The following is a 21005-nucleotide window of genomic DNA, read 5'->3' as shown; positions in this document are numbered from 1 at the left end:
GTCCTCCGTATCCCCACTTTGGTTCGCCTACTTCCCAAGGCATGTCGCCGAAAGCAAAAAGGCCATGGGAAGTGCAGCTTTCCCTTGGCCTTGCTGTCTCGTCGTCAGTACTTGAGCCGGATGGATCGTTTCCAGCATGGACGTTCGGCGCGAACTTTAGGGCGTGAGGGGCCTGAGATCAACAAAAAATGTCGCGTTTTTGCACTCTTCTGACGCGCGTTACGAGCATTACTCTTTGTAACCGACACAGATGACGGGCAGATGTTCCCGAGGAATTGTGAAGTGTTAAAAATACCTGCACGTTCGACGCTTTTGTACGCTAAGTCACTAGGAAGTACGATGGCGACAATATGGGCGACGTTGGCAGCGAAAAGGTAGGCTAAGAGGGGAATTGACTATTTCAGAGTGTGTTTCCGGATGGCTTTTGCAGATGCTGCTGTTGATATTTTTTTCCGGCCTGCCGATTACTCAAAAAATGCACAAACCTTGTAGGAGCGAGTCTGCTCGCGATGGCATTTTCACTGCCAACATCGTCGTTGACTGACATCGCGCTATCGCGAGCAGGCTCATTCCTACAGGTTTTGGGTTTTTTACCGGGCGATATGAGTGATCAGGCGACCACTGCCTCGGCAGGCGACACGATGTTGGTTTTCATCCCCCGCGAACGTCCGGAGCTCAAGTAAGCCGCAATCGACTCCTGCGTGACCTCGCCAAGGAACACTCGTTCGGCATCCATCACCGGCAACCACGCCCGATTGAACTCGTACATGCGCGACAGCAGAATGCGCAAATGTTCGTCGTACGCCGCCGTGGCGTTGAACTCGCGTTGGTACTGCGCGCAGGTGCCGGTCTGACGGTGCAGGTCGCGACGTCGTACGTAACCCAGGGCTTTATTCTCGGCACAAGTGACCACCACATAACGTCGGTCATGCTCGTCCATCAATTCCAGCGCATCGGCCACCGGAGTCTCAGGACTCACCGACGGCGCGTTATCCGCCGCATCTTCCGCCTTCACCAGCAGCAGGCGCTTGAGTGTGCTGTCCTGGCCGACGAAGTTGCTGACAAACTCATCCGCCGGGTGCGCGAGCAACGTGTCCGGGTGATCGATCTGCAACAGCTTGCCGGCACGGAAGATCGCGATCTTGTCGCCGAGCTTGATCGCCTCGTCGATGTCATGGCTGACCATGATCACGGTCTTGTTCAGCGTCCGCTGCATTTCGAAGAACTCGTTCTGGATCATCTCGCGGTTGATCGGGTCGACCGCGCCGAAGGGTTCGTCCATCAACAGCAGCGGCGCATCGGCGGCCAGTGCGCGAATCACGCCGATCCGCTGTTGTTGGCCACCGGACAGCTCCCGCGGATAGCGATGCAAATACTGCTTGGGTTCGAGCTTGATCATGCCCATCAACTCGCGGGCGCGGTCGTGGCATTTCTGCTTGTCCCAGCCGAGCAGTTTCGGTACGACCACGATGTTCTCTTCGATGGTCATGTTCGGGAACAGACCGATCTGCTGGATCACGTAACCGATGTTGCGGCGCAGTGTTACTTCGTCGAGGCCGGTGGTGTCTTCGCCATTGATCAGGATCTTGCCCGAGGTCGGTTTGATCAGGCGGTTGATCATTTTCAGCGTGGTGCTTTTGCCGCAACCCGATGGTCCGAGGAACACACAGATTTCGCCTTCATTGACGGTCAGGCTCACCGAGTCCACGGCTTTCACATCTTTGCCGTTGCTTTGGAAGGTCTTGCTGAGGTTTTGAAGTTCGATCATTTGAGCAGTCCTTTTGGAGTCAGCGAACGTTGCAGCCATTGCAGAAGCAGGTCGGCGAAGATCGCCAGCACACTGACCAGCATGGCGCCGACGATCAGCATCGACATGTCGCTGCGGCTGATGGAAGCGAGGATGAGTACGCCGAGGCCTCCGGCGCCGATGGTGGCGGCGATGGTCATGACACCGATGTTCATCACCACTGCAGTGCGCACACCGGCGAGGATCACCGGTACGGCGATGGGCAGTTCGACCATGCGCAGGCGCTGGCCGAACGTCATGCCGATGCCGCGCGCGGCTTCGCGGATGCCCGGCTCGACATTGGTCAGCGCCAGGTAGGTGTTACGCATGATCGGCAGCAGCGAGTACAGGAAAACCGCGGTAATCGCCGGCATCGGCCCCAGGCCCTGGCCGAACTTTGAGTAGAACGGCAGCAGCAGGCCGAACAGGGCAATCGACGGCACGGTCAGCAGCACCGTGGCGCTGGCTTGCAAAGGCCCGGCGAGGCTCGGGAAACGTGTCATCAGAATGCCCAGCGGCACGCCGACCAGAATCGCCAGGGTCACGGCGATACCGACCAGCGTGATGTGCTGCCAGGTCAGGTGGATCACCTGCTGCCAGTCGAGATGGGAAAAGGCGTTAAGGAATTCCATGACTTTTCCTCCTTAATTGATCGGGTGTTGGTGCAGGAAATCGGCGGCAACGGCTGAAGGGCTCTGATGCTCGACGTCGACCCGCGCGTTGAGTTCGCGCATGGTGTTGTCGTCGAACAGTTCAGCCAGCGGCTTGAGCTGTGCGGCCAATTGCGGGTGCGCATCGAGGTAGGCCTGACGTACCACCGGTGCGGCGGTGTAGTCCGGGAAGTAATGCTTGTCGTCTTCCAGCAGTTTCAGCTGGAAGGCGTTGAGACGACCGTCGGTGGTGTAGACCAGACCGGCAAACACCTGGCCGTTACGCAGCGCGGTGTAGACCAGACCCGCATCCATCTGCCGGATGTTTTTGCGCGTGAGGTTCATGTCGTACAGCTGCACCATGCCGTCGAGCCCGTCCGAACGGTTGGCGAACTCGGTATCCAGCGCCACCAGGTTGTTGGTCTCGGCTTCCTTGCGCAGCACCGTGTTCAGTTCACTGATGGTGTTGATTTGCGGGTATTGGTCGGCGACCTTCTTCGGCAGGGCGAGGGCGTAGGTGTTGCTGAATTTCGACGGGGTGAGCCAGACCAGGCCTTTTTTTGCGTCGAGTTCTTTTACCCGGGTATAGGACTGTTCGCTGTCGAGTTTTTCAGTGACATGGTTGTAGGCGACCAACGAAACGCCGGTGTATTCCCAGAGCATGTCCAGCTGGCCACTTTCGTGGGCGCTGCGGGCCAGATTGCTGCCCAGGCCGCCGGTCACTTGCACCTCGTAACCCTTGGTACGCAGGTACTGTGAGGTGATCTCCGCCAGCAGGGTCTGTTCGGTGAACACCCGGGCGCCGATGCGGATCAAGGGTTTTTCCGCGGCTTGGGCAAATCCTGCGCACAGCAGGACGCAGCCTAGTAATAAGCTTGATGTTTTCATGACGATTCCTTTGCCGGGGCTTAAGACAGGCGCAAGCCGCGTTCGAGCCAGAGGCGACTGCCGAGAGTGACCACACCGTCCAGCAGCAGGGCCAGTAACGCGGTGCACGCGGCACCGAGCAGCAACTGCGGCTGATTGTTCAGGGCAATGCCGGGGAATATCAGGCTGCCAAGGCTGTTGGCGCCGATCAGGAACGCCAGCGGCGCCGTCCCGACATTGATCGCCAGGGCCACGCGCACACCGCCGATGATGATCGGCACGGCGTTGGGCAATTCGACTTTCCACAGTACCTGGAACGGGGTCATGCCGATGCCGACGGCGGCTTCCTTGAGCGAACCCTGAACGTTTTTCAGGCCTTCGTAGGTGTTGCGCACGATGGGCAGTAGCGAGGCGAGGAACAGGGCGAAAATGGCAGGGCCACTGCCGATGCCGAGGATACCGAGGGCGATGGCCAGGACGGCCAGGGGCGGAACGGTGTTGCCGATGTTGAAGAACTGCATGAAGCGTTCGGCACGGCCGACCATGGAAGGGCGGCTGAGGAGGATGCCGGCAGGAATGCCCACGACAAGGGCGGCCAGCATGGAAGCGAGGACGAGAATCAGATGGGCTTGCAGGTAAAACAACAAATCGTCGCGGTAGTGTTCGATCGTGTCGATGCCGATCCAGTGGATCAGCAGGGCCAGAAGGGCGATTACCAGCGCGCCTCCTATCAGCCCTTTGCCATAGTGGATAGCCACAGGCGGACTCCTTTTTTTCAGTCGGCGAACACTTTTTCGTGTGGCAACACCATTCCTGGCGGCCGAAAAAGTGTTCGCGAGAAGCAGCTCATGCCAAGCGCGTTCCACTGTAGGAGCGAGCTTGCTCGCGATGGGCGTCAACGATAACGCTGGGTACCTGTATGTACGCGTTGTCTGGACGTTTTTCGCGAGCAAGCTCGCTCCTACAGAAGGTAGGCGCACGGCTATAGAGCCATGAGCACAGCCTCGTCAGGCCGAATTGCAGGTGTTTCAGACCCCCGACGAGTGGTCGTAACGGGGGAGTGGACGTCTCCGAGCTTTAAAAGGTTCCCACGTTCCACACCATTTGGCCACCCGTAGGAGCTGCCGCAGGCTGCGATCTTTTGATCTTCGGCGTGGTTTAAATCGCTAAAAAGATCGCAGCCTGCGGCAGCTCCTACGGCGGATCGTGTCCTACGGGCGGTGGTCCGTAAGACTGCATTTGCGCTATACTCGCCGCCCTTTTTTGAATCACCTGCCAGGCGATTTCCCATGACCAAACAGGCCGCCGAAGTCGCGAAACGCCGCACTTTCGCCATTATTTCCCACCCCGATGCCGGTAAGACCACCATCACCGAGAAGCTCTTGCTGATGGGCAAGGCGATTGCGGTAGCCGGTACGGTGAAATCGCGTAAATCCGACCGCCATGCCACCTCCGACTGGATGGAAATGGAAAAGCAGCGTGGTATCTCCATTACCACGTCGGTCATGCAGTTCCCGTATCGCGAGCACATGATCAACCTGCTCGACACCCCGGGCCACGAAGACTTCTCCGAAGATACCTACCGCACCCTGACCGCGGTGGACTCGGCGTTGATGGTTCTCGACGGCGGTAAAGGTGTAGAGCCACGGACCATCGCCCTGATGGACGTCTGCCGTCTGCGTGACACGCCGATCGTCAGCTTCATCAACAAACTCGACCGTGACATCCGTGACCCGATCGAACTGCTCGACGAAATCGAAGCCGTCCTCAAGATCAAGGCTGCGCCGATCACCTGGCCGATTGGTTGCTACCGCGACTTCAAAGGCGTGTATCACCTCGCCGATGACTACATCATCGTGTACACCGCTGGTCACGGTCATGAGCGCACCGATGTGAAAATCATCGAGAAGCTCGACTCCGATGAAGCCCGCGCCCATCTGGGTGACGAGTACGAGCGTTTCATCGAACAGCTGGAACTGGTGCAGGGCGCCTGCCACGAATTCAACCAGCAGGAGTTCCTCGACGGTCAGCTGACCCCGGTGTTCTTCGGTACGGCACTGGGCAACTTCGGTGTCGACCACGTACTCGACGCCGTCGTTGATTGGGCGCCGCGCCCACTGGCACGCGTGGCCAACGAGCGCACCGTGGAGCCGGTGGAAGAGAAGTTCTCGGGCTTCATCTTCAAGATCCAGGCGAACATGGACCCGAAACACCGCGACCGCATCGCCTTCATGCGTATCTGCTCCGGCAAATACGAAAAAGGCATGAAGATGCGCCATGTGCGCACCGGCAAGGACGTGCGGATCGGCGACGCGCTGACCTTCTTCTCCTCCGAACGTGAGCAACTGGAAGAAGCGTTCGCCGGCGACATCATCGGCCTGCACAACCACGGCACCATCCAGATCGGCGACACCTTCAGCGAAGGCGAAGTCCTGGGTTTCACCGGCATCCCGCACTTCGCCCCGGAACTGTTCCGCCGCGTACGCCTGAAGGATCCGCTGAAATCCAAGCAACTGCGCCAGGGCTTGCAGCAGTTGGCCGAAGAAGGCGCGACCCAGGTGTTCTTCCCGGAGCGCAGCAACGACATCATCCTCGGCGCCGTCGGTGTGCTGCAGTTCGATGTGGTCGCCAGCCGTTTGAAAGAGGAATACAAGGTCGAATGCTCCTACGAGCCGATCACCGTTTATTCCGCGCGCTGGATCGAATGCAGCGACAAGAAGAAGCTTGAGGAATTCTCCAACAAGGCTGTGGAAAACCTGGCACTGGACGGCGGCGGTCACCTGACCTACCTCGCGCCTACGCGGGTCAACCTGGCCCTGATGGAAGAGCGCTGGCCGGATGTTAAATTCCGTGCGACCCGTGAACACCATTAAGCACTGAGCTGTAAGGCCAGAAACCCCGTCGCGAAAGCTGCGGGGTTTTTTGTTACCTGACGCAATCCCCTGTAGGAGCGAGCTTGCTCGCGAAGAGTTCAGACCCGCCGCGTTTATTCAGGCTGCGCATGTCATCGTTGACGTCCATCGCGAGCAGGCTCGCTCCTACAGTAATCCGGGGCGTTCACAACACTCTCTGACTCGCGAGGGATCCGGATTCGCCATGAATGCCTGCGTCATTGTTCACTGGGAATCAATGTCCCCTGGTGGAAAACCATCTGCCACTGCTCGCCCCGATTACGCCAGATGGAACTGCGCAGACTGTGGACTGCGCCGGGATGGCCGTGGCTGTCGACGTAACAATGATAAGTCACCAAGGCGGTCTCTTCTGACAATGGCTTGATGGCAAAATGGCTGATGCTCCGTTGGATAAACGACTCATGGGGCAACTGCTCGACCACTTCGGCCTTGCTCCAGATGCCGCCACTGGCGCTGAACTCGATAAAGTCATCCGCGAGCAGGCGTGAGATTTCTTCAGCATTTCGTCGAGTCGTGTGTGACAGGAGGCGTCGTTCAAGTTGCAGCAGTGTTTGCGACAGATCCATGGCGCTTGTCCTTTCCTGAGTTATGCAGGTTCAGTGCTCCTGGCGTATCAGCCAATCCCGATCTCTTCCTTGAACTGCTCCAGAAACCCCTTCAAACGCTTATGACGAACCTGTGCCAGACGTTGCCCTGTCGCAGTCTGGAAACCGTCTGCCAAGTGCAGCAGCTTGGTCTGGAAATGGTCGATGCAGAAGCGAGTGTCGTCATAGTCGCGGTTATTGGCCTGTGGGTCCTGCGGGTCGTAGAGGGCGCTGCCCATGCGCCCGGCAACGTAAAAGGTGCGGGCGACGCCGAGCATACCCAGGGAGTCGAGGCGGTCGGCGTCCTGCACGATTTTCGCTTCCAGCGAGGTCGGCGGGATGTTGGCGGAAAAGCTATGGGCTTCGATGGCGTGGGCGACGGCGGCGATTTTTGTCTCGCGCCAATCCATCTTCGCCAATACCCCTGACGCTTTGCGCGCTGCCAATTGCGATGCCTGCGAGCGCAACGGCGAGTTCTTTTCCACTGCTACACAATCATGCAACAGCACCGCCGCCAGCAGCACCTCAAGATCGCCACCTTCCTGTGCCTGAATCAAGTGGGCGTTGTGCCAGACCCGTTGCAGGTGCGAAAGGTCGTGAGCGCCGTCTTCCGAGGGTTCCAGGGCGTGGGGCAGCAGGGTGGTGGCGAGTGATTGCATCGGTGCGAAGGCGCTGCTGATCATGCTGTGTCCTTTGATTAAACGTGCCGATCGCGGGAAGTTCTGTCCTGCGTATATCCCGCGAATCCTGCGAGGAATTCTGCGGGTGTACAAGCGTTCTGGAAGGCGGAACACGCTTTGATCTTTTCGGCATAACCTTTATTCCAAACCAGTCTCCAATCCAAGGGCATTTCCGCGGGTTCGACAACGTCCAATCTGGAGAACCCGACTGATCGGAACTAGATTTGACTCAGCGCCAGACAGGCACTCCACGAAAGGAAGGAATCGGCTATGAACAGATTGTTACGCGCTTTACTGCTGTTGAAGGTGTTGGTGATGCTCTCGCTCGGAACCTCGATGGCGTGGGCCGAGTGTATTGATCATGGAGAGCAGGCCTCGAGCGGGCAGGCGGGTTATGCGGGGTTGATGCTTGCCAAGTCCGAATCGGAACCGGGAGATCAGGGGCAGGGGGGCGCTGACAACGACGATGACTCGACCACCGACGAGCCGGACTCCGATGAAGAAGAAGGTGACAGCCAGACTTGAGTGACCTTTGATCGACCTGTTTTATGCAAACAGAGCCGCTACTGTCAGATATGACAGTAGCGGCTTTTGTTTTGGGTGCATATAAACAGGGCTTCGGCGCTTTACGATATCAAAGAGCGCCTGAGATCTGAGGCGAGGATGAAGTCATGACTGAAGGTAAATTGAGCGCCAGTTTTAAGGGAACGCCGCAACAAGAGTTTTTCGAGACCACTAAGGTGCAGTTTCTGGGATCGAAGGAAGATAGGGATTTCTTGTTGCAGGGAGAAGATGATGAAGGCCGAAGCATCGTTTTTTATTTTCCGGATGCCAGGATATTGGCGGGCTCCTATTCTCTTGCTCCCGAGGGAGATATCTCCGCGTATTACGTCGTAAGGGGCAGTCTTACATGGGAAACGCTGGAGGGCAGTCTTGAAATAATGCCAGACATGGTTAAAGAGGAAGTGAGGATTGGTTTCAGGTTTTCTGCCAAGGAAGGAGGAAATGGGACCGGCGTGATAATGGTCATGGGGAAGGGGGATTTTTCAGGAAGGATGCCTTGGACGCTGAAAGCAAGAAACCTGCTGAAGGATTGCCGAAAAACGAAAGCATAAAGTTGCCAAATGAAAGAAAACCCCTCTGCCTGACTGATGCGCAATCGAGGCGGAAGGGGTTGGGTCAATGCATCAAGAATCTGAGCAACTCAATCCCTGTGGGAGCTAGCCTGCTGGCGATTGCGGTGTGCCAGTAAACAGAAATGTTGACGGGTCTGCCGCTATCGCCAGCAGGCTGGCTCCTACAGTTTTTTATGCCGCGCCGTCGAGGAATTGCTCGGCGTAGTGGCAAGCCACCTGGCGAGTGTCAAGCAGGCGCAGGGCCGGCTCTTCAGTGCTGCAACGCTCGGTGGCGTACGGGCAGCGCTTGTGGAAAGCGCAGCCGGACGGCGGGTTCAGCGGGTTGGGCAATTCGCCGACGATCTTGATTTTCGGCTTGTTCGGATCCGGGTGGATGGCTGGCGTCGCCGACAACAGCGCCTGGGTGTAAGGGTGCAGAGGACGGGAGTAAATGTCCTCTTTCGCCCCCATTTCCACCGGACGACCGAGGTACATCACCATCACGTGGTCGGCAACGTGGCGTACCACTGCCAGGTTGTGGGAGATGAACACATAGGCGGTGTTGAACTCCTGCTGCAAATCCATGAACAGGTTGAGCACCTGCGCCTGAATCGACACGTCCAGCGCCGAGGTCGGTTCGTCCGCCACCAGCACTTTCGGTTGCAGCATCATCGCCCGGGCCAGGGCGATCCGCTGGCGTTGACCACCGGAGAACATGTGCGGATAACGCTGGTAGTGCTCGGGACGCAAGCCCACCTGCTTCATCATCGCCTGGACTTTCTCGCGACGCTCCGCGGCGCTCAGGTTGGTGTTGATCAGCAGCGGCTCACCCAGTTGATCGCCGACTTTTTGCCGTGGGTTCAACGATGCGTACGGGCTCTGGAACACCATCTGCACGTCTTTGCGCAGTTGTTTGCGCTGGGCCTTGTCGGCACCGGCGACTTCCTGCCCGGCGATTTTCAAGGAGCCGGAGGACGGCTCTTCGATCAGGGTCAGGGCACGGGCCAGGGTGGACTTGCCGCAACCCGACTCGCCGACGACGGCAAGGGTCTTGCCGGCTTCCAGTTCGAATGACACGCCGTTGAGGGCGCGCACAGTAGCGTGACCCTTGAACAGGCCTCGGGAGACCTCGTAGTGACGGGTCAGGTCACGGGCGGTAAGAACGACGGCCATTACGCCACCTCCTGGTTCAGCGGGTAGAAGCAGCGAGCGAGGCTGTTGCTTTTCTGGTCTAGTGCCGGACGTTGTTGACGGCAGTTGTCTTTCACGTACGGGCAGCGCGGCGACAGCAGGCAACCCTGCGGACGGTCGTAGCGACCGGGAACGATGCCCGGCAGGGTCGACAGGCGCGAGGCGCCCAGACTGTGTTCCGGAATCGCCTTGAGCAGCGCTTCGCTGTACGGGTGAGCAGGGATGTCGAACAGTTGCGGCACCTGGCCGACTTCGACCGCTTGGCCGGCATACATCACGCACACGCGTTGGGCGGTTTCGGCCACGACGGCGAGGTCGTGGGTGATCAGCACCAGGCCCATGTTCTGCTCTTTCTGCAGCGCCAGCAGCAGGTCCATGATCTGCGCCTGAATGGTCACGTCCAGCGCCGTGGTCGGTTCGTCGGCGATCAGCAGTTTCGGTTCGCCGGCAATCGCCATGGCAATCGCGACACGCTGGCTCATGCCACCGGACAGTTGATGCGGGTAGGCGTCCATACGGCTGGCGGCACCCGGGATTTCGACTTTTTCCAGCAGTTCGATGGCGCGTTTGCGGGCAGCCTTGCCGGACATTTTCAGGTGCAGGCGCAGCACTTCTTCGATCTGGAAACCCACGGTGTAGCTCGGGTTCAGCGCGGTCATCGGATCCTGGAAGACCATGGACAGGTCTTTACCGACGATCTGTCGACGCTGGCGGTTGTTGAGCTTGAGCATGTTTTTGCCGTCGAAATTCAGGGCGTCGGCGGTGACGATCCCCGGATGCTCGATCAGGCCCATCAGCGCCATCATGGTCACGGACTTGCCGGAACCCGACTCGCCAACGATGGCCAGCACTTCGCCCTTGTCCACTTGCAGGTCGAGGCCATCGACCACTGGCGTGGCATTTTTGTCGCCGAAGCGAACGTTGAGATTCTTGATTTCTAACAGTGACATGGGAATCTCCTCAGGCGGCGTTCTTGAGTTTCGGGTCCAGCGCGTCGCGCAGGCCGTCGCCCATCAGGTTGATTGCCAGCACGCTGAGCAAAATGGTCAAACCAGGCAGGCTCACCACCCACCAGGCGCGTTCGATGTAGTCGCGGGCCGAAGCCAGCATGGTGCCCCACTCAGGGGTTGGCGGCTGTACGCCAAGGCCGAGGAAGCCCAGTGCGGCGGCATCGAGGATCGCCGAAGAGAAGCTCAGGGTGGCCTGAACGATCAGCGGCGCCATGCAGTTAGGCAGCACGGTGACGAACATCAGGCGCGGCAGGCCGGCACCGGCCAGGCGCGCGGCGGTCACGTAGTCGCGGTTCAGCTCGCCCATCACCGCAGCGCGGGTCAGACGAACGTAGGACGGCAGGGACACCACGGCGATGGCGATCACGGTGTTGATCAGGCCAGGGCCGAGGATGGCGACGATCGCCACGGCCAGCAGCAGGGACGGCAGGGCCAGCATGATGTCCATCAGACGCATGATGGTCGGGCCGACCACGCGCGGGAAGAACCCGGCGAACAGACCCAGCAGGATCCCCGGAATCAGCGACATCACCACCGAGGACAAGCCGATCATCAAGGACAGGCGCGAGCCAGTGATCAGACGCGACAGCAGGTCGCGACCCAGTTCGTCGGTGCCGAGCAGGAACTGCAACTGTCCACCTTCCAGCCAGGCCGGCGGGGTCAGCAGGAAGTCGCGGAATTGCTCGCTCGGGTCATGGGGGGCAACCCACGGGGCGAAGATCGCGCAGAAAATCACCAGCAGCATGAACATCAGGCCGGCGACGGCGCCTTTGTTCTTGGAGAACGCTTGCCAGAATTCTTTGTACGGAGACGGGTACAGCAGGCTTTGATCGACTGCTACCGATGGAATTGGAGTGGTCATGGTCATGATCTCAGCGCTGATGACGGATGCGTGGGTTGACAAAGCCGTAGAGGATGTCCACTACGAAGTTGACCAGAATCACCAGGCAGGCGATTAACAGGATGCCGTTTTGTACGACTGGGTAGTCCCGGGCGCCAATGGCCTCGATCAGCCATTTGCCGATGCCGGGCCACGAGAAGATGGTTTCGGTCAGGACCGCACCGGCCAGCAGGGTGCCGACTTGCAGGCCGACCACCGTCAGTACCGGAATCAGCGCGTTACGCAGACCGTGCACGAACACCACGCGCGACGGCGACAGGCCTTTGGCCTTGGCGGTGCGAATGTAGTCTTCACGCAGCACTTCGAGCATCGAGGAACGGGTCATCCGCGCGATCACCGCCAGCGGGATGGTGCCCAGCACGATGGCCGGCAGGATCAGGTGGTGCAGGGCATCGAAGAACGCACCGACGTCATCGGCCAGCAGCGTATCGATCAGCATGAAGCCGGTGCGTGGCTCGATGTCGTAGAGCAGGTCGATCCGCCCGGACACTGGGGTCCAGCCCAGCGACACCGAGAAGAACATGATCAGGATCAGGCCCCACCAGAAGATCGGCATCGAATATCCCGCCAGGGAGATGCCCATCACCCCATGGTCGAACAGGGATCCTCGCTTGAGTGCCGCGATCACTCCGGCCAGGAGGCCCAGGACACCGGCGAACAACAGCGCAGCCGAGGACAGTTCCAGGGTCGCGGGGAACAGAGAGGTGAATTCGCTCCAGACGCTTTCACGGGTACGCAGGGATTCACCGAGATCGCCGTGGGCCAGTTTGCCGATGTAATCCAGGTATTGGGCATACAGGGGTTTGTTCAGACCTAGGCGTTCCATTGCCTGAGCGTGCATTTCAGGATCGACCCTACGTTCTCCCATCATGACTTCCACGGGGTCGCCCGGGATCATGCGAATCAACGCGAAAGTCAGCAAGGTGATACCGAAGAACGTGGGGATCAGTAACCCCAGTCGGCGGGCAATAAAACTAAACATCGTGTGTTGTACCTCATCAGCCGGTTAGGCGTGCCCGGCATGCCTGGGTCAGGCATGCCGGGAGTTTTCTTATTACTTCACCTGGGTGGTGGCGAAGTTATTCGTGGTGAGGGGGCTAATGTGATAGCCCTCTACGTTGTTGCGCATTGCGGTAAACATTCTAGTGTGCGCCAAACTGATCCACGGCTGGTCCTGGTTGAAAATAACCTGGGCCTGCTCATACAGGGCTGCACGCTCGGCCGGGTCGGTTTTTTCCCGGGCCTGATCGATCAGGGCCTGGAACTTGTCATTGCACCAGCGTGCGTAGTTTTCGCCGTTCTTGGCCGCCTCACAACTGAGCATAGGCGTCAGGAAGTTATCCGGATCGCCGTTATCGCCCGCCCATCCGGCGGAAACCATGTCGTGCTCGCCGTTTTTCGCACGCTTGAGCATTTCGCCCCATTCCATCACGCGAATGTCGATCTTGATCCCGACCTTGGCCAGGTCGGCCTGCATCATCTGCGCACCGAGCATCGGGTTCGGGTTGGTTGCACCGCCTCCGTTGCGGGTGAACAGGGTGAAGGTGGTGCCTTGCGGTACGCCGGCTTCCTTGAGCAGGGCACGGGCCTTTTCCAGGTCGCGGGCCGGGTTCTTCAGTGTGTGGTTGTAGCCCAGCAGGGTGTCCGGGAACGGGTTGACGGCGGCTGTTGCATTGCCCTTGCCGAACAGCGCGTTGACAGCCGCCTCCTTGTCGAAGGCGATGTCGATGGCTTTACGCACCCTTACATCGCTCAGGTACTTGTGCGTGGTGTTGATGGCGATGTAGGCGACGGTCATCGCATTCAGCTCATCGACTTTCAGCTTGTCGTCTTTCTTGATGCTCGGAATGTCATCCGGTTTCGGATACAGCGCGACCTGGCACTCGTTTGCCTTGAGCTTCTGCAGGCGCACGTTGTTGTCGGTGGCGATGGCCAGGATCAGCGCATCAGCCGGAGGCTTGCCGCGGAAGTAGTCCGGGTTGGCCTTGAAGCGAACCTGGGCATCCTTGTTGTAACGCTGGAAGACGAACGGGCCGGTGCCGACCGGCTTGTTGTTCAGGTCACCGGTCTTGTTGGCCTTGAGCAACTGGTCGGCGTACTCGGCGGAATAGATCGAGGAGAACGCCATGGCGATGTCGGCCAGGAACGGTGCTTCAGGACGGGTCAGGGTGAACTTGACCGTGTTGTCGTCGACTTTCTCGACGCTCTTGAGCAGTTCCTTGAAACCCATGCTTTCAAAGTACGGGAAGCCCACGCTCGACAGCTTGTGCCACGGATGATTCGGGTCCAGTTGGCGCTGGAAGCTCCAGACCACATCGTCGGCATTCATGTCGCGGGTCGGCTTGAAGTATTCGGTGGTGTGGAACTTGACGCCTTTGCGCAGATGGAACGTGTAGCTCAGGCCGTCTTCGCTGATGTCCCAGGACTCAGCCAGTGCCGGAATCACGTCGGTGGTGCCGGGCTTGAAGTCTGCCAGGCGATTGAAGATGGTTTCGGCCACCGCATCGGCTGTGACTGCAGTCGTGTACTGGACCATGTCGAAGCCTTCGGGGCTGTTTTCGGTACAAACCACCAGGGGTTTGGCCGAGACACCGACAGCGACACTGAGCAACGCAGCCGCGATGGCCGCACGTAGGGGAAGCATTTTCATCAAGAACCCTCTGCAATCGGTTAAAGGACAAAAGCCGAACGGCCGATTCGTCATTGAATCAGCCGTTCGGCAGCGGTATTACAAGATGTTGAACGGAACGGTGGTCACGAGACGGAACTCGTTGATGCTGCCGTCAGCCTGGTTTTCGCTGGCACGGTGAGCGGTGTAGGTGCCGCGGATCGTGGTGGCCTTGAGCGGGCCGCTCTGCACGGCGTAGGTTGCGCCGATGCCGTATTCATAGTGGTGTTCGCCATCCTGGGACTGGATGCCGTCGTAACCCTTGCCGGCCACGCCGCCGTTGCCGGTGTAGTGAGTACCGTCGATACCCCAGCCGCGAGCCTGGTAAATGTTGAACTTCAGGCCTGGTACGCCGTATTCGGCCATGTTCAGACCGTAGGCAACCTGGAACGATTTTTCGTTCGGGCCGTTGAAGTCCGACAGCAGGGAGTTGGCCAGGTAGATGCCGTTGGTTTCGTGCAGGTAGTCGAAGTACTCGTTACCGTTCACTTCCTGGTACGAGAGGGTCAGGGTATGGGCCTGGTGGGTCAGGCCGAACGACAGCGAGTAGGTGTCGTTGTCGATATCGCCGATCAGGGCTTTACCGGTTTCCTTGGTTTTGTAGTAGTTCAGGCCGGTGGTCAGGCTCAGTACCTGGCTGTCGCCCAGAACGTGAGAGGCGCCGAAGTAGTACTGGTTCCAGATGTCTTCAGCCTGGGTCGCCCAGAGGCTGGTGGTCAGGCTGGCCAGTGGGGTATAGGTAATGCCGCCGGTGTGGACGTGGTCGGTTTCGACGATGCCGTTGGCGTATTCGGTGCGGAATTTGCGCAGGCTTTCTTCGGTACGCGGCGAGTTGCGGTCGAAGGTGGCCAGGTCGAAGGCCAGGTTGTTCAGCTCTTCGCTGTGGATGGCTACGCCCTGGAAGCTCGAAGGCAGTGCACGGTTGCCGATCACGTCGACCATCGGGCTGCTGAAGTTCATGCGGCCGGCAGTCAGGGTGCTGTTGGAGACACGGGCCTTGACGTTGGCCAGGCCCAGTTTGCTCCACTGGCCTTGAGCGTCGCCGCCTTCCTTGGTCAGGGTGCGGTTGTTGCCCGCGCCTGGACGAGAGCCCGGTGCGCCACCGTTGTTGGACGCCAGGTCTTTGCGGTCCCGGTCCAGGGCAACGGCGTTGTAGGCGGCGACTTCAGTGCTGAAGCCTACGGTGCCTTCGGTGAAGCCCGAGTTGTACTTGAGGATGGTGCCCTGGACCCAGTTGATCCGGCGATCGGTCGGGGTCGAAACACCGTCTTTCTTGTAGGTGAACTTGCCACCGCGATGCAGTTGCTCATTGGCGTACCAGTTACGCGTGGTGCCGGTGATCGACTGGCCTTCGACAAAACCGGTGGCTTCGCTCTGGGCGTTTTTTTCGTTCACGGTAACCGGGGTGAAAGCCTGGCTTTGGGTTTCTGCGTAAGCCGTGGCGGTTACGCTGCTGATGGCCAAGGCCAATAGCGCGGTGCTGCTCAGTTTCATGGGTAAAGCTCCTTACTTTCTTTTTTTATGCCGGTCTTTTTTTGTGATCCGGCTATTGGTTTAGAACTCATTCACGGCATAGCAAACGTTTGCTGTCGGCCAAATTGGCGAAAGACGGCAAAGCGTCTGCGTGAGGGCGGAAAATCCGCCCCCCGGCATTTCTGGCTAATCGGTTATTTTTCTATGCTGACACCCGAGAAAACAGTGCGGCCGAACGGGCTCACCTTGAACCCTTCGATTTTGGCGCTCAGCGGCTGGTTGACCGTTGAGTGGGCGACTGGCGTGATCGGCACTTGCTGCTTGAGCAACTGCTGCGCCTGTTTGTAGAGCAGGGTGCGCTGGTCGCGGTCGGTGACGACCTTGGCCTGCTTGATCAGCTTGTCGTAGGCCGGATCACACCACATCGAGTAGTTGTTACCGCCAATGGCGTCGCAGCTGTAGAGGGTGCCGAGCCAGTTGTCCGGATCACCGTTGTCACCGGTCCAGCCGATCAGGCTGATGTCGTGTTCGCCGTTCTTGGTGCGCTTGATGTACTCGCCCCACTCATAGCTGACGATCTTGACCTTGAGGCCGATCTTCGCCCAGTCAGCCTGGAGCATCTCGGCCATCAACTTGGCATTGGGGTTGTACGGACGCTGGACCGGCATGGCCCAGAGGGTGATTTCAGTGCCTTCCTTGACGCCGGCAGCCTTGAGCAGCTCCTTGGCTTTTTCCGGGTTGTAGGCGGCATCCTTGATCGTGTCGTCGTAGGACCATTGGGTCGGCGGCATGGCGTTGACCGCGAGTTGCCCCGCACCCTGATAAACGGCATTGAGAATGCCTTGCTTGTTCACCGCCATGTCCAGCGCCTGGCGCACTTCGAGCTGGTCGAACGGCTTGTGGCGCACGTTGTAGGCGATGTAGCCGAGGTTGAAACCGGGCTTCTCGATCAGTTGCAGGGCCGGGTCGTTTTTCAGCGCGGTCACATCGGCAGGGCGCGGGTGCAGGGTGATCTGGCACTCGCCGGCCTTGAGTTTCTGCACGCGCACCGAGGCGTCGGTGTTGATGGCGAAAATCAGGTTGTCGAGCTTGACCCGGCTCGGGTCCCAGTAATGCTTGTTACCGGTGTAACGGATGTTTGAGTCTTTCTGGTAGCTCTTGAACACGAACGGCCCGGTGCCGACCGGCTTCTGGTTGATGTCGCTCGGCTTGCCTTCGGCCAGCAGCTTGTCGGCGTATTCGGCAGAAAGGATGGCTGCGAAGCTCATGGCGATGTTCTGGATGAACGCGGCGTCCACGCTATTGAGCGTCATGACCACGGTCAGCGGCCCGGTCTTTTCGACCTTGGCGATGTTCTTGTTCAGGCTCATGCCGTTGAAGTACGGAAACTCTGTCGGATAAGCCTTACGGAAAGGTTGTTGCGGATCGAGCATGCGATTGAACGTGAACAGCACGTCATCAGCATTGAAATCGCGGGTCGGCGTGAAGTACTTGGTGGTATGAAACTTCACCCCTTCGCGTAGGTGAAAGGTGTATTTGAGGCCGTCCTCGGAAATATCCCAGCTCGTGGCCAGGCCCGGTACGACGTTGGTCGCGCCTTTTTCAAACTCTGCCAACCGGTTGTACAGCGGTTCGGCGGCGTCGTTGTCGGTCGCAGTGGTGTACTGCGCCGTGTCGAAACCGGCGGGGCTGCCTTCGGAGCAGAACACCAGGCTGTTGTTGGCGGCCTGGCTGATGGAAGTGGCGGCCAACAGACCGGTGCCCAGCAATGCGGATAAAACCAAGGTATGGCGCATAACGCTTCCTTTTCTCTCAAAGTGTTGTCAATGAGCCATCGTCCCGTCCGCGGACGTAGAGGCATCATTGATTTCAAGCCATGCACGCAGCAGTAACCGATGACCCACGCATGCGCTGGTCGGATCCCGACGGTATGAGCCATGGGTCCGGCAGTAAATGCGAAAAGTCCTAAAGGCTCGTAGGAAATGGCGGCGCGTCCTCCCCCGATGCTGTAGTCAGCTGCGGATTTGGATGTAGGCAAATTCCTGCTTTCTCGGTAGATAAAGCTACGGCGACGTCAGAAACGTCACCGTAGCAATGCCTTACTTGCTGACGCTGACGCCGTAGAAGGAGTTCAAGCCAAATGGGCTGATCTTGAAATCCTGCACGTTGGCGCGCATGGGTTGGAACACCGTCGAGTGAGCGATAGGTGTCATAGGCACAGCATCTTTGAGCACGTGTTGCGCTTGTTTGTAGAGCTCGGTGCGCTTGCTTTGGTCTGAGGTGCGCTTGGCTTGCTTGACGATGTCGTCAAACTTCTTGTCGCACCATTTGGAGAAGTTGTTGCCTTCCAGCGAGTCGCAGCCGAACAGCACGTTCAGCCAGTTGTCCGGATCACCATTGTCACCGCTCCAGCCAATCAGCATCGCCTGGTTCTCGCCACCTTTGGAGCGCTTGATGTACTCGCCCCACTCGTAGCTCTGGATCTTGACCTTGAGGCCGATCTTGGACCAGTCGGACTGCAGCATTTCTGCCATCAGTTTGGCGTTCGGGTTGTATGGACGCTGTACCGGCATTGCCCAGAGAACGATTTCGGTGCCATCTTTCACGCCGGCTTCCTTGAGCAGCTCTTTGGCTTTCTCAGGGTTGTACGGCGCATCCTTGATGGTGGTGTCGTAGGACCACTGGGTCGGCGGCATGGCGTTGACGGCCAGTTGGCCGGCGCCCTGGTACACGGAGTCGATGATCTGTTGCTTGTTGACCGCCATGTCCAGCGCCTGGCGCACCTTCAGCTCGGCCAGCGGGTTCGCATCGGTTTGTCCCTTGACCTTGGGCATCACGTTGTAGGCGATGTAACCGAGGTTGAAACCAGCCTGGTCAGGCAGCTTCAGGGTTTTGTCTTCACGCAGCGCTTTCAGGTCGGCCGGACGAGGGAACAGGGTGACCTGGCACTCGTTCTTCTTCAGCTTCTGGATACGTACCGACGGGTCGGTGGTGATGGCGAAGATCAGGTTGTCGATCTTCACGTCGTCAGGCTTCCAGTAATCCTTGTTCCCGGTGTAGCGGATGTTGGAGTCTTTCTGGTAGCTCTTGAATACGAACGGGCCGGTGCCGATCGGCTTCTGGTTGATGTCGGCAGCCTTGCCTTCCTTGAGCAGCTGGGCAGCGTACTCGGCGGACTGGATCGAGGCGAAGCTCATGGCCATATTCTGGATGAACGCGGCATCAACGTCTTTGAGGGTGAACTTGACGGTTTTGTCGTCGACTTTATCGATCTTGGTGATGTTGGTATCCATCCCCATGTCGGTGAAGTACGGGAATTCGGTCGGGTAGGCTTTGCGGAACGGATCATCCTTGTTAATCATGCGATTAAAGGTGAACAGCACGTCGTCGGCGTTGAACTCACGAGTCGGCTTGAAATACGGGGTGGTGTGGAACTTGACGCCTTCACGCAAGTGGAAGGTGTAGGTCAGGCCGTCATCGGAGACGTCCCAGCTGGTTGCCAGACCAGGAATAACGGCGGTGCCGCCGCGCTCGAACTGCGTCAGGCGGTTGAACATGGTTTCTGCAGAGGCGTCGAAGTCGGTTCCGGTGGTGTATTGACCTGGATCGAAACCGGCCGGGCTCCCTTCGGAGCAGAACACCAGGTTAGTCGCTGCTTGGGCGAACGGTGCGCTGGCTAGCAAGCTTGCGCCAACTAAAAACGGAATGACCGCGTGTTTAAGCATGGTGGCCTCATGATTTGTTGTCATTTTTGGAATTAGAGGACGACCTCGTGAGTCGTGCCTGCGGATACTTATGCAGGGGCCATACCCAATGCAAGATCCAGAGTGACTACAAGCCTGAAACGGTGGTACGAACGTACCTTAATGTCGCATTTGTATAAAACTTGCCGCATTTAACCGTTTGCGCGGCATTTTCACGGTGCAAACGACGCACTTTCACGGTGCGTCCTGAGCGCAGGGTGCTCCCGATCAGGGCGAAGTGTTACTTATTTATACCCCCGTTTTGTGAGGTGGGTATGGCGTAAATAAGAGTGGTTATTGTTGCACCGATAGTGGCCAATCAATCTCAGTTGCACCCGGTGCAACTGTCGGCTTTTCTCAGTGGGCTCTTCATTTATAGCTCATGCCTGAAAATAGCCTCTGAATAAAAAAGGCGATCATGTGAGTGATCGCCGTTTTTTATTCAGAGGCTATCGATTCAAGGCATCAGCACTTCAATCGATCCATCGGCGGTCATGCTGACCTGGCTGGTGCCGGCTTCAACATCTGGCGTCACCGGTGCGGCGTCCATGGCGGCGGCTTTCATCATCATCGGCGCGCGCAGGTAAGGCTGTGGATAACCGTTGCTGTTGAGGTTCAGGTTGACGATTTTGTAGCTCTTGCCGCCGAGGGCGTCGGTGGCCAGTTGGGCGCGGGCCTTGAAGGCGGTCACGGCGTCCTTGAGCAGGGCGTCTTCGCTGGCTTTGCGGGTCGGGGTGGCGATGGCGAAGTCCATGCCGCCCATTTTCAGGTCGGTGAGCAGTTCGCCGGTCAGCTTCGACAGCGCGGCGAAGTCCGAGCTCTCCAGGCGCAATTCGGCGCGCTCGCGCCAGCCGGTGATTTTCTGGCCCTTGGTATCGTAGGTCGGGTAGCTGTTGCGACTGCCCTGACGCAGGGTGATGTCCTTGACTTTCCTGGCCTGGGCCAGCGCCTTGTTCATTGCAGTGCTGACGTCGGCGGCGAGTTTGGCCGGGTCGCTGTTCTGTTCTTCGGTGTAGAGGGTCACGATCATCAAGTCGCGGGCCACTTCCTGACTGACTTCGGCGCGCAGGGAAATCTGGTTGTAATGCAGCTCGTCGGCGGCCAGGGCCGGGAGGCTGGCGACGGTGCCGACACTCAGGGCGAGGAGGGCGGCGCTGCGGCGGAATCTGTACATGAAGGCTCCTTGAAAGGTGCGCAGGGGTATGGTCCGGGCCTGCGTGAAACCATCAGACTCTAGCTTTTATGCTCCGGTTCGCACAGTTACAACTTCTATACAGATCGAGGCACCTGTAATCCTTGTAGGAGGGGCCGCCTCGTCTTCGACGCCGCGCTGTCGCGCAGCAAACTGAGGGAGCTAGAGTTGAAGAGCGTGCGCGGGGCAGAGACCGTCATTAGCACTGGTGTGACAGCACCCGAGTAGGAGAG

Annotated in this window: 18 protein-coding genes; 3 read left to right on the top strand and 15 right to left on the bottom strand. The window is 58.6% G+C overall.

Annotated elements, in window-relative coordinates; genetic code table 11:
* Positions 1-610: 610 nt before the first annotated feature.
* Genes KGA83_RS02170 through KGA83_RS02155 form a run of 4 tightly spaced genes read right to left on the bottom strand, consistent with a single transcriptional unit; the run spans position 611 to position 4061 of the window.
* Positions 611-1768: a betaine/proline/choline family ABC transporter ATP-binding protein gene (locus tag KGA83_RS02170; protein ID WP_223528102.1), complete on the bottom strand. Its 1158-nt coding sequence runs from the start codon at positions 1766-1768 to the stop codon at positions 611-613.
* Complete coding sequence (locus tag KGA83_RS02165) at positions 1765-2418, bottom strand: ABC transporter permease (RefSeq protein ID WP_223528099.1); 654 nt, start codon at positions 2416-2418, stop codon at positions 1765-1767. The genes KGA83_RS02170 and KGA83_RS02165 overlap by 4 nt, the downstream gene beginning before the upstream one ends.
* Before the next feature lie 12 nt (positions 2419-2430).
* Complete coding sequence (locus KGA83_RS02160) at positions 2431-3324, bottom strand: glycine betaine ABC transporter substrate-binding protein (protein WP_108218165.1); 894 nt, start codon at positions 3322-3324, stop codon at positions 2431-2433.
* Positions 3325-3344: 20 nt separating this feature from the next.
* Positions 3345-4061, bottom strand: a complete 717-nt coding sequence (locus tag KGA83_RS02155) for an ABC transporter permease (protein WP_223528096.1) — start codon at positions 4059-4061, stop codon at positions 3345-3347.
* A 531-nt stretch (positions 4062-4592) separates the two neighbouring features.
* On the opposite strand from KGA83_RS02155, the gene KGA83_RS02150 reads away from it, so the two are divergent.
* A complete protein-coding gene (locus KGA83_RS02150; RefSeq protein WP_095942377.1) occupies positions 4593-6176 on the top strand; it encodes a peptide chain release factor 3 in 1584 nt (527 codons plus the stop codon).
* A gap of 236 nt (positions 6177-6412) precedes the next feature.
* On the opposite strand, the gene KGA83_RS02145 is transcribed toward KGA83_RS02150, so the two are convergent.
* Both KGA83_RS02145 and KGA83_RS02140 read right to left on the bottom strand, forming a co-directional pair.
* Complete coding sequence (locus KGA83_RS02145; protein WP_108218168.1) at positions 6413-6781, bottom strand: DUF4440 domain-containing protein; 369 nt, start codon at positions 6779-6781, stop codon at positions 6413-6415.
* A gap of 47 nt (positions 6782-6828) precedes the next feature.
* Positions 6829-7482, bottom strand: coding sequence for an HD domain-containing protein (locus KGA83_RS02140; protein ID WP_108218169.1), 654 nt, complete (start codon positions 7480-7482; stop codon positions 6829-6831).
* A gap of 267 nt (positions 7483-7749) precedes the next feature.
* Between KGA83_RS02140 and KGA83_RS02135 the strand changes: the two genes are divergently transcribed.
* On the top strand, positions 7750-8004 hold the full coding sequence (locus KGA83_RS02135; protein ID WP_108218170.1) for a hypothetical protein: 255 nt from the start codon (positions 7750-7752) through the stop codon (positions 8002-8004).
* 146 nt (positions 8005-8150) lie between these two features.
* Positions 8151-8594: a hypothetical protein gene (locus KGA83_RS02130; protein WP_108218171.1), complete on the top strand. Its 444-nt coding sequence runs from the start codon at positions 8151-8153 to the stop codon at positions 8592-8594.
* A 192-nt stretch (positions 8595-8786) separates the two neighbouring features.
* Here KGA83_RS02130 and KGA83_RS02125 read toward each other — a convergent pair whose 3' ends face one another.
* The 9 genes from KGA83_RS02125 to KGA83_RS02085 form a co-directional block, all read right to left on the bottom strand.
* Complete coding sequence (locus tag KGA83_RS02125) at positions 8787-9767, bottom strand: peptide ABC transporter ATP-binding protein (RefSeq protein ID WP_108218172.1); 981 nt, start codon at positions 9765-9767, stop codon at positions 8787-8789.
* Positions 9767-10735 (bottom strand): ABC transporter ATP-binding protein, encoded by a 969-nt coding sequence (locus KGA83_RS02120; RefSeq protein ID WP_057716450.1) that lies wholly within the window; start codon positions 10733-10735, stop codon positions 9767-9769. The genes KGA83_RS02125 and KGA83_RS02120 overlap by 1 nt, the downstream gene beginning before the upstream one ends.
* Before the next feature lie 10 nt (positions 10736-10745).
* Positions 10746-11657, bottom strand: a complete 912-nt coding sequence (locus KGA83_RS02115; RefSeq protein ID WP_108218173.1) for an ABC transporter permease subunit — start codon at positions 11655-11657, stop codon at positions 10746-10748.
* A 10-nt stretch (positions 11658-11667) separates the two neighbouring features.
* On the bottom strand, positions 11668-12678 hold the full coding sequence (locus tag KGA83_RS02110) for an ABC transporter permease subunit (protein WP_108218174.1): 1011 nt from the start codon (positions 12676-12678) through the stop codon (positions 11668-11670).
* A gap of 72 nt (positions 12679-12750) precedes the next feature.
* On the bottom strand, positions 12751-14346 hold the full coding sequence (locus KGA83_RS02105) for an ABC transporter substrate-binding protein (RefSeq protein WP_108218175.1): 1596 nt from the start codon (positions 14344-14346) through the stop codon (positions 12751-12753).
* Between the two features lie 78 nt (positions 14347-14424).
* A complete protein-coding gene (locus tag KGA83_RS02100) occupies positions 14425-15858 on the bottom strand; it encodes an OprD family porin (protein WP_108218176.1) in 1434 nt (477 codons plus the stop codon).
* Between the two features lie 173 nt (positions 15859-16031).
* Positions 16032-17633 carry an ABC transporter substrate-binding protein gene (locus tag KGA83_RS02095; RefSeq protein ID WP_223528093.1) on the bottom strand — a complete coding sequence of 534 codons (1602 nt, stop codon included), beginning with the start codon at positions 17631-17633 and terminating at the stop codon, positions 16032-16034.
* Positions 17634-17936: 303 nt separating this feature from the next.
* Positions 17937-19562 carry an ABC transporter substrate-binding protein gene (locus tag KGA83_RS02090; RefSeq protein WP_108218178.1) on the bottom strand — a complete coding sequence of 542 codons (1626 nt, stop codon included), beginning with the start codon at positions 19560-19562 and terminating at the stop codon, positions 17937-17939.
* Between the two features lie 475 nt (positions 19563-20037).
* Positions 20038-20754: an SIMPL domain-containing protein gene (locus KGA83_RS02085; protein WP_108218179.1), complete on the bottom strand. Its 717-nt coding sequence runs from the start codon at positions 20752-20754 to the stop codon at positions 20038-20040.
* Positions 20755-21005: the final 251 nt, after the last annotated feature.

This window comes from Pseudomonas sp. GL-R-19 (assembly GCF_019956375.1).
Taxonomy (GTDB): domain Bacteria; phylum Pseudomonadota; class Gammaproteobacteria; order Pseudomonadales; family Pseudomonadaceae; genus Aquipseudomonas.
This window is presented reverse-complemented; position numbering and strand designations above follow the sequence as displayed.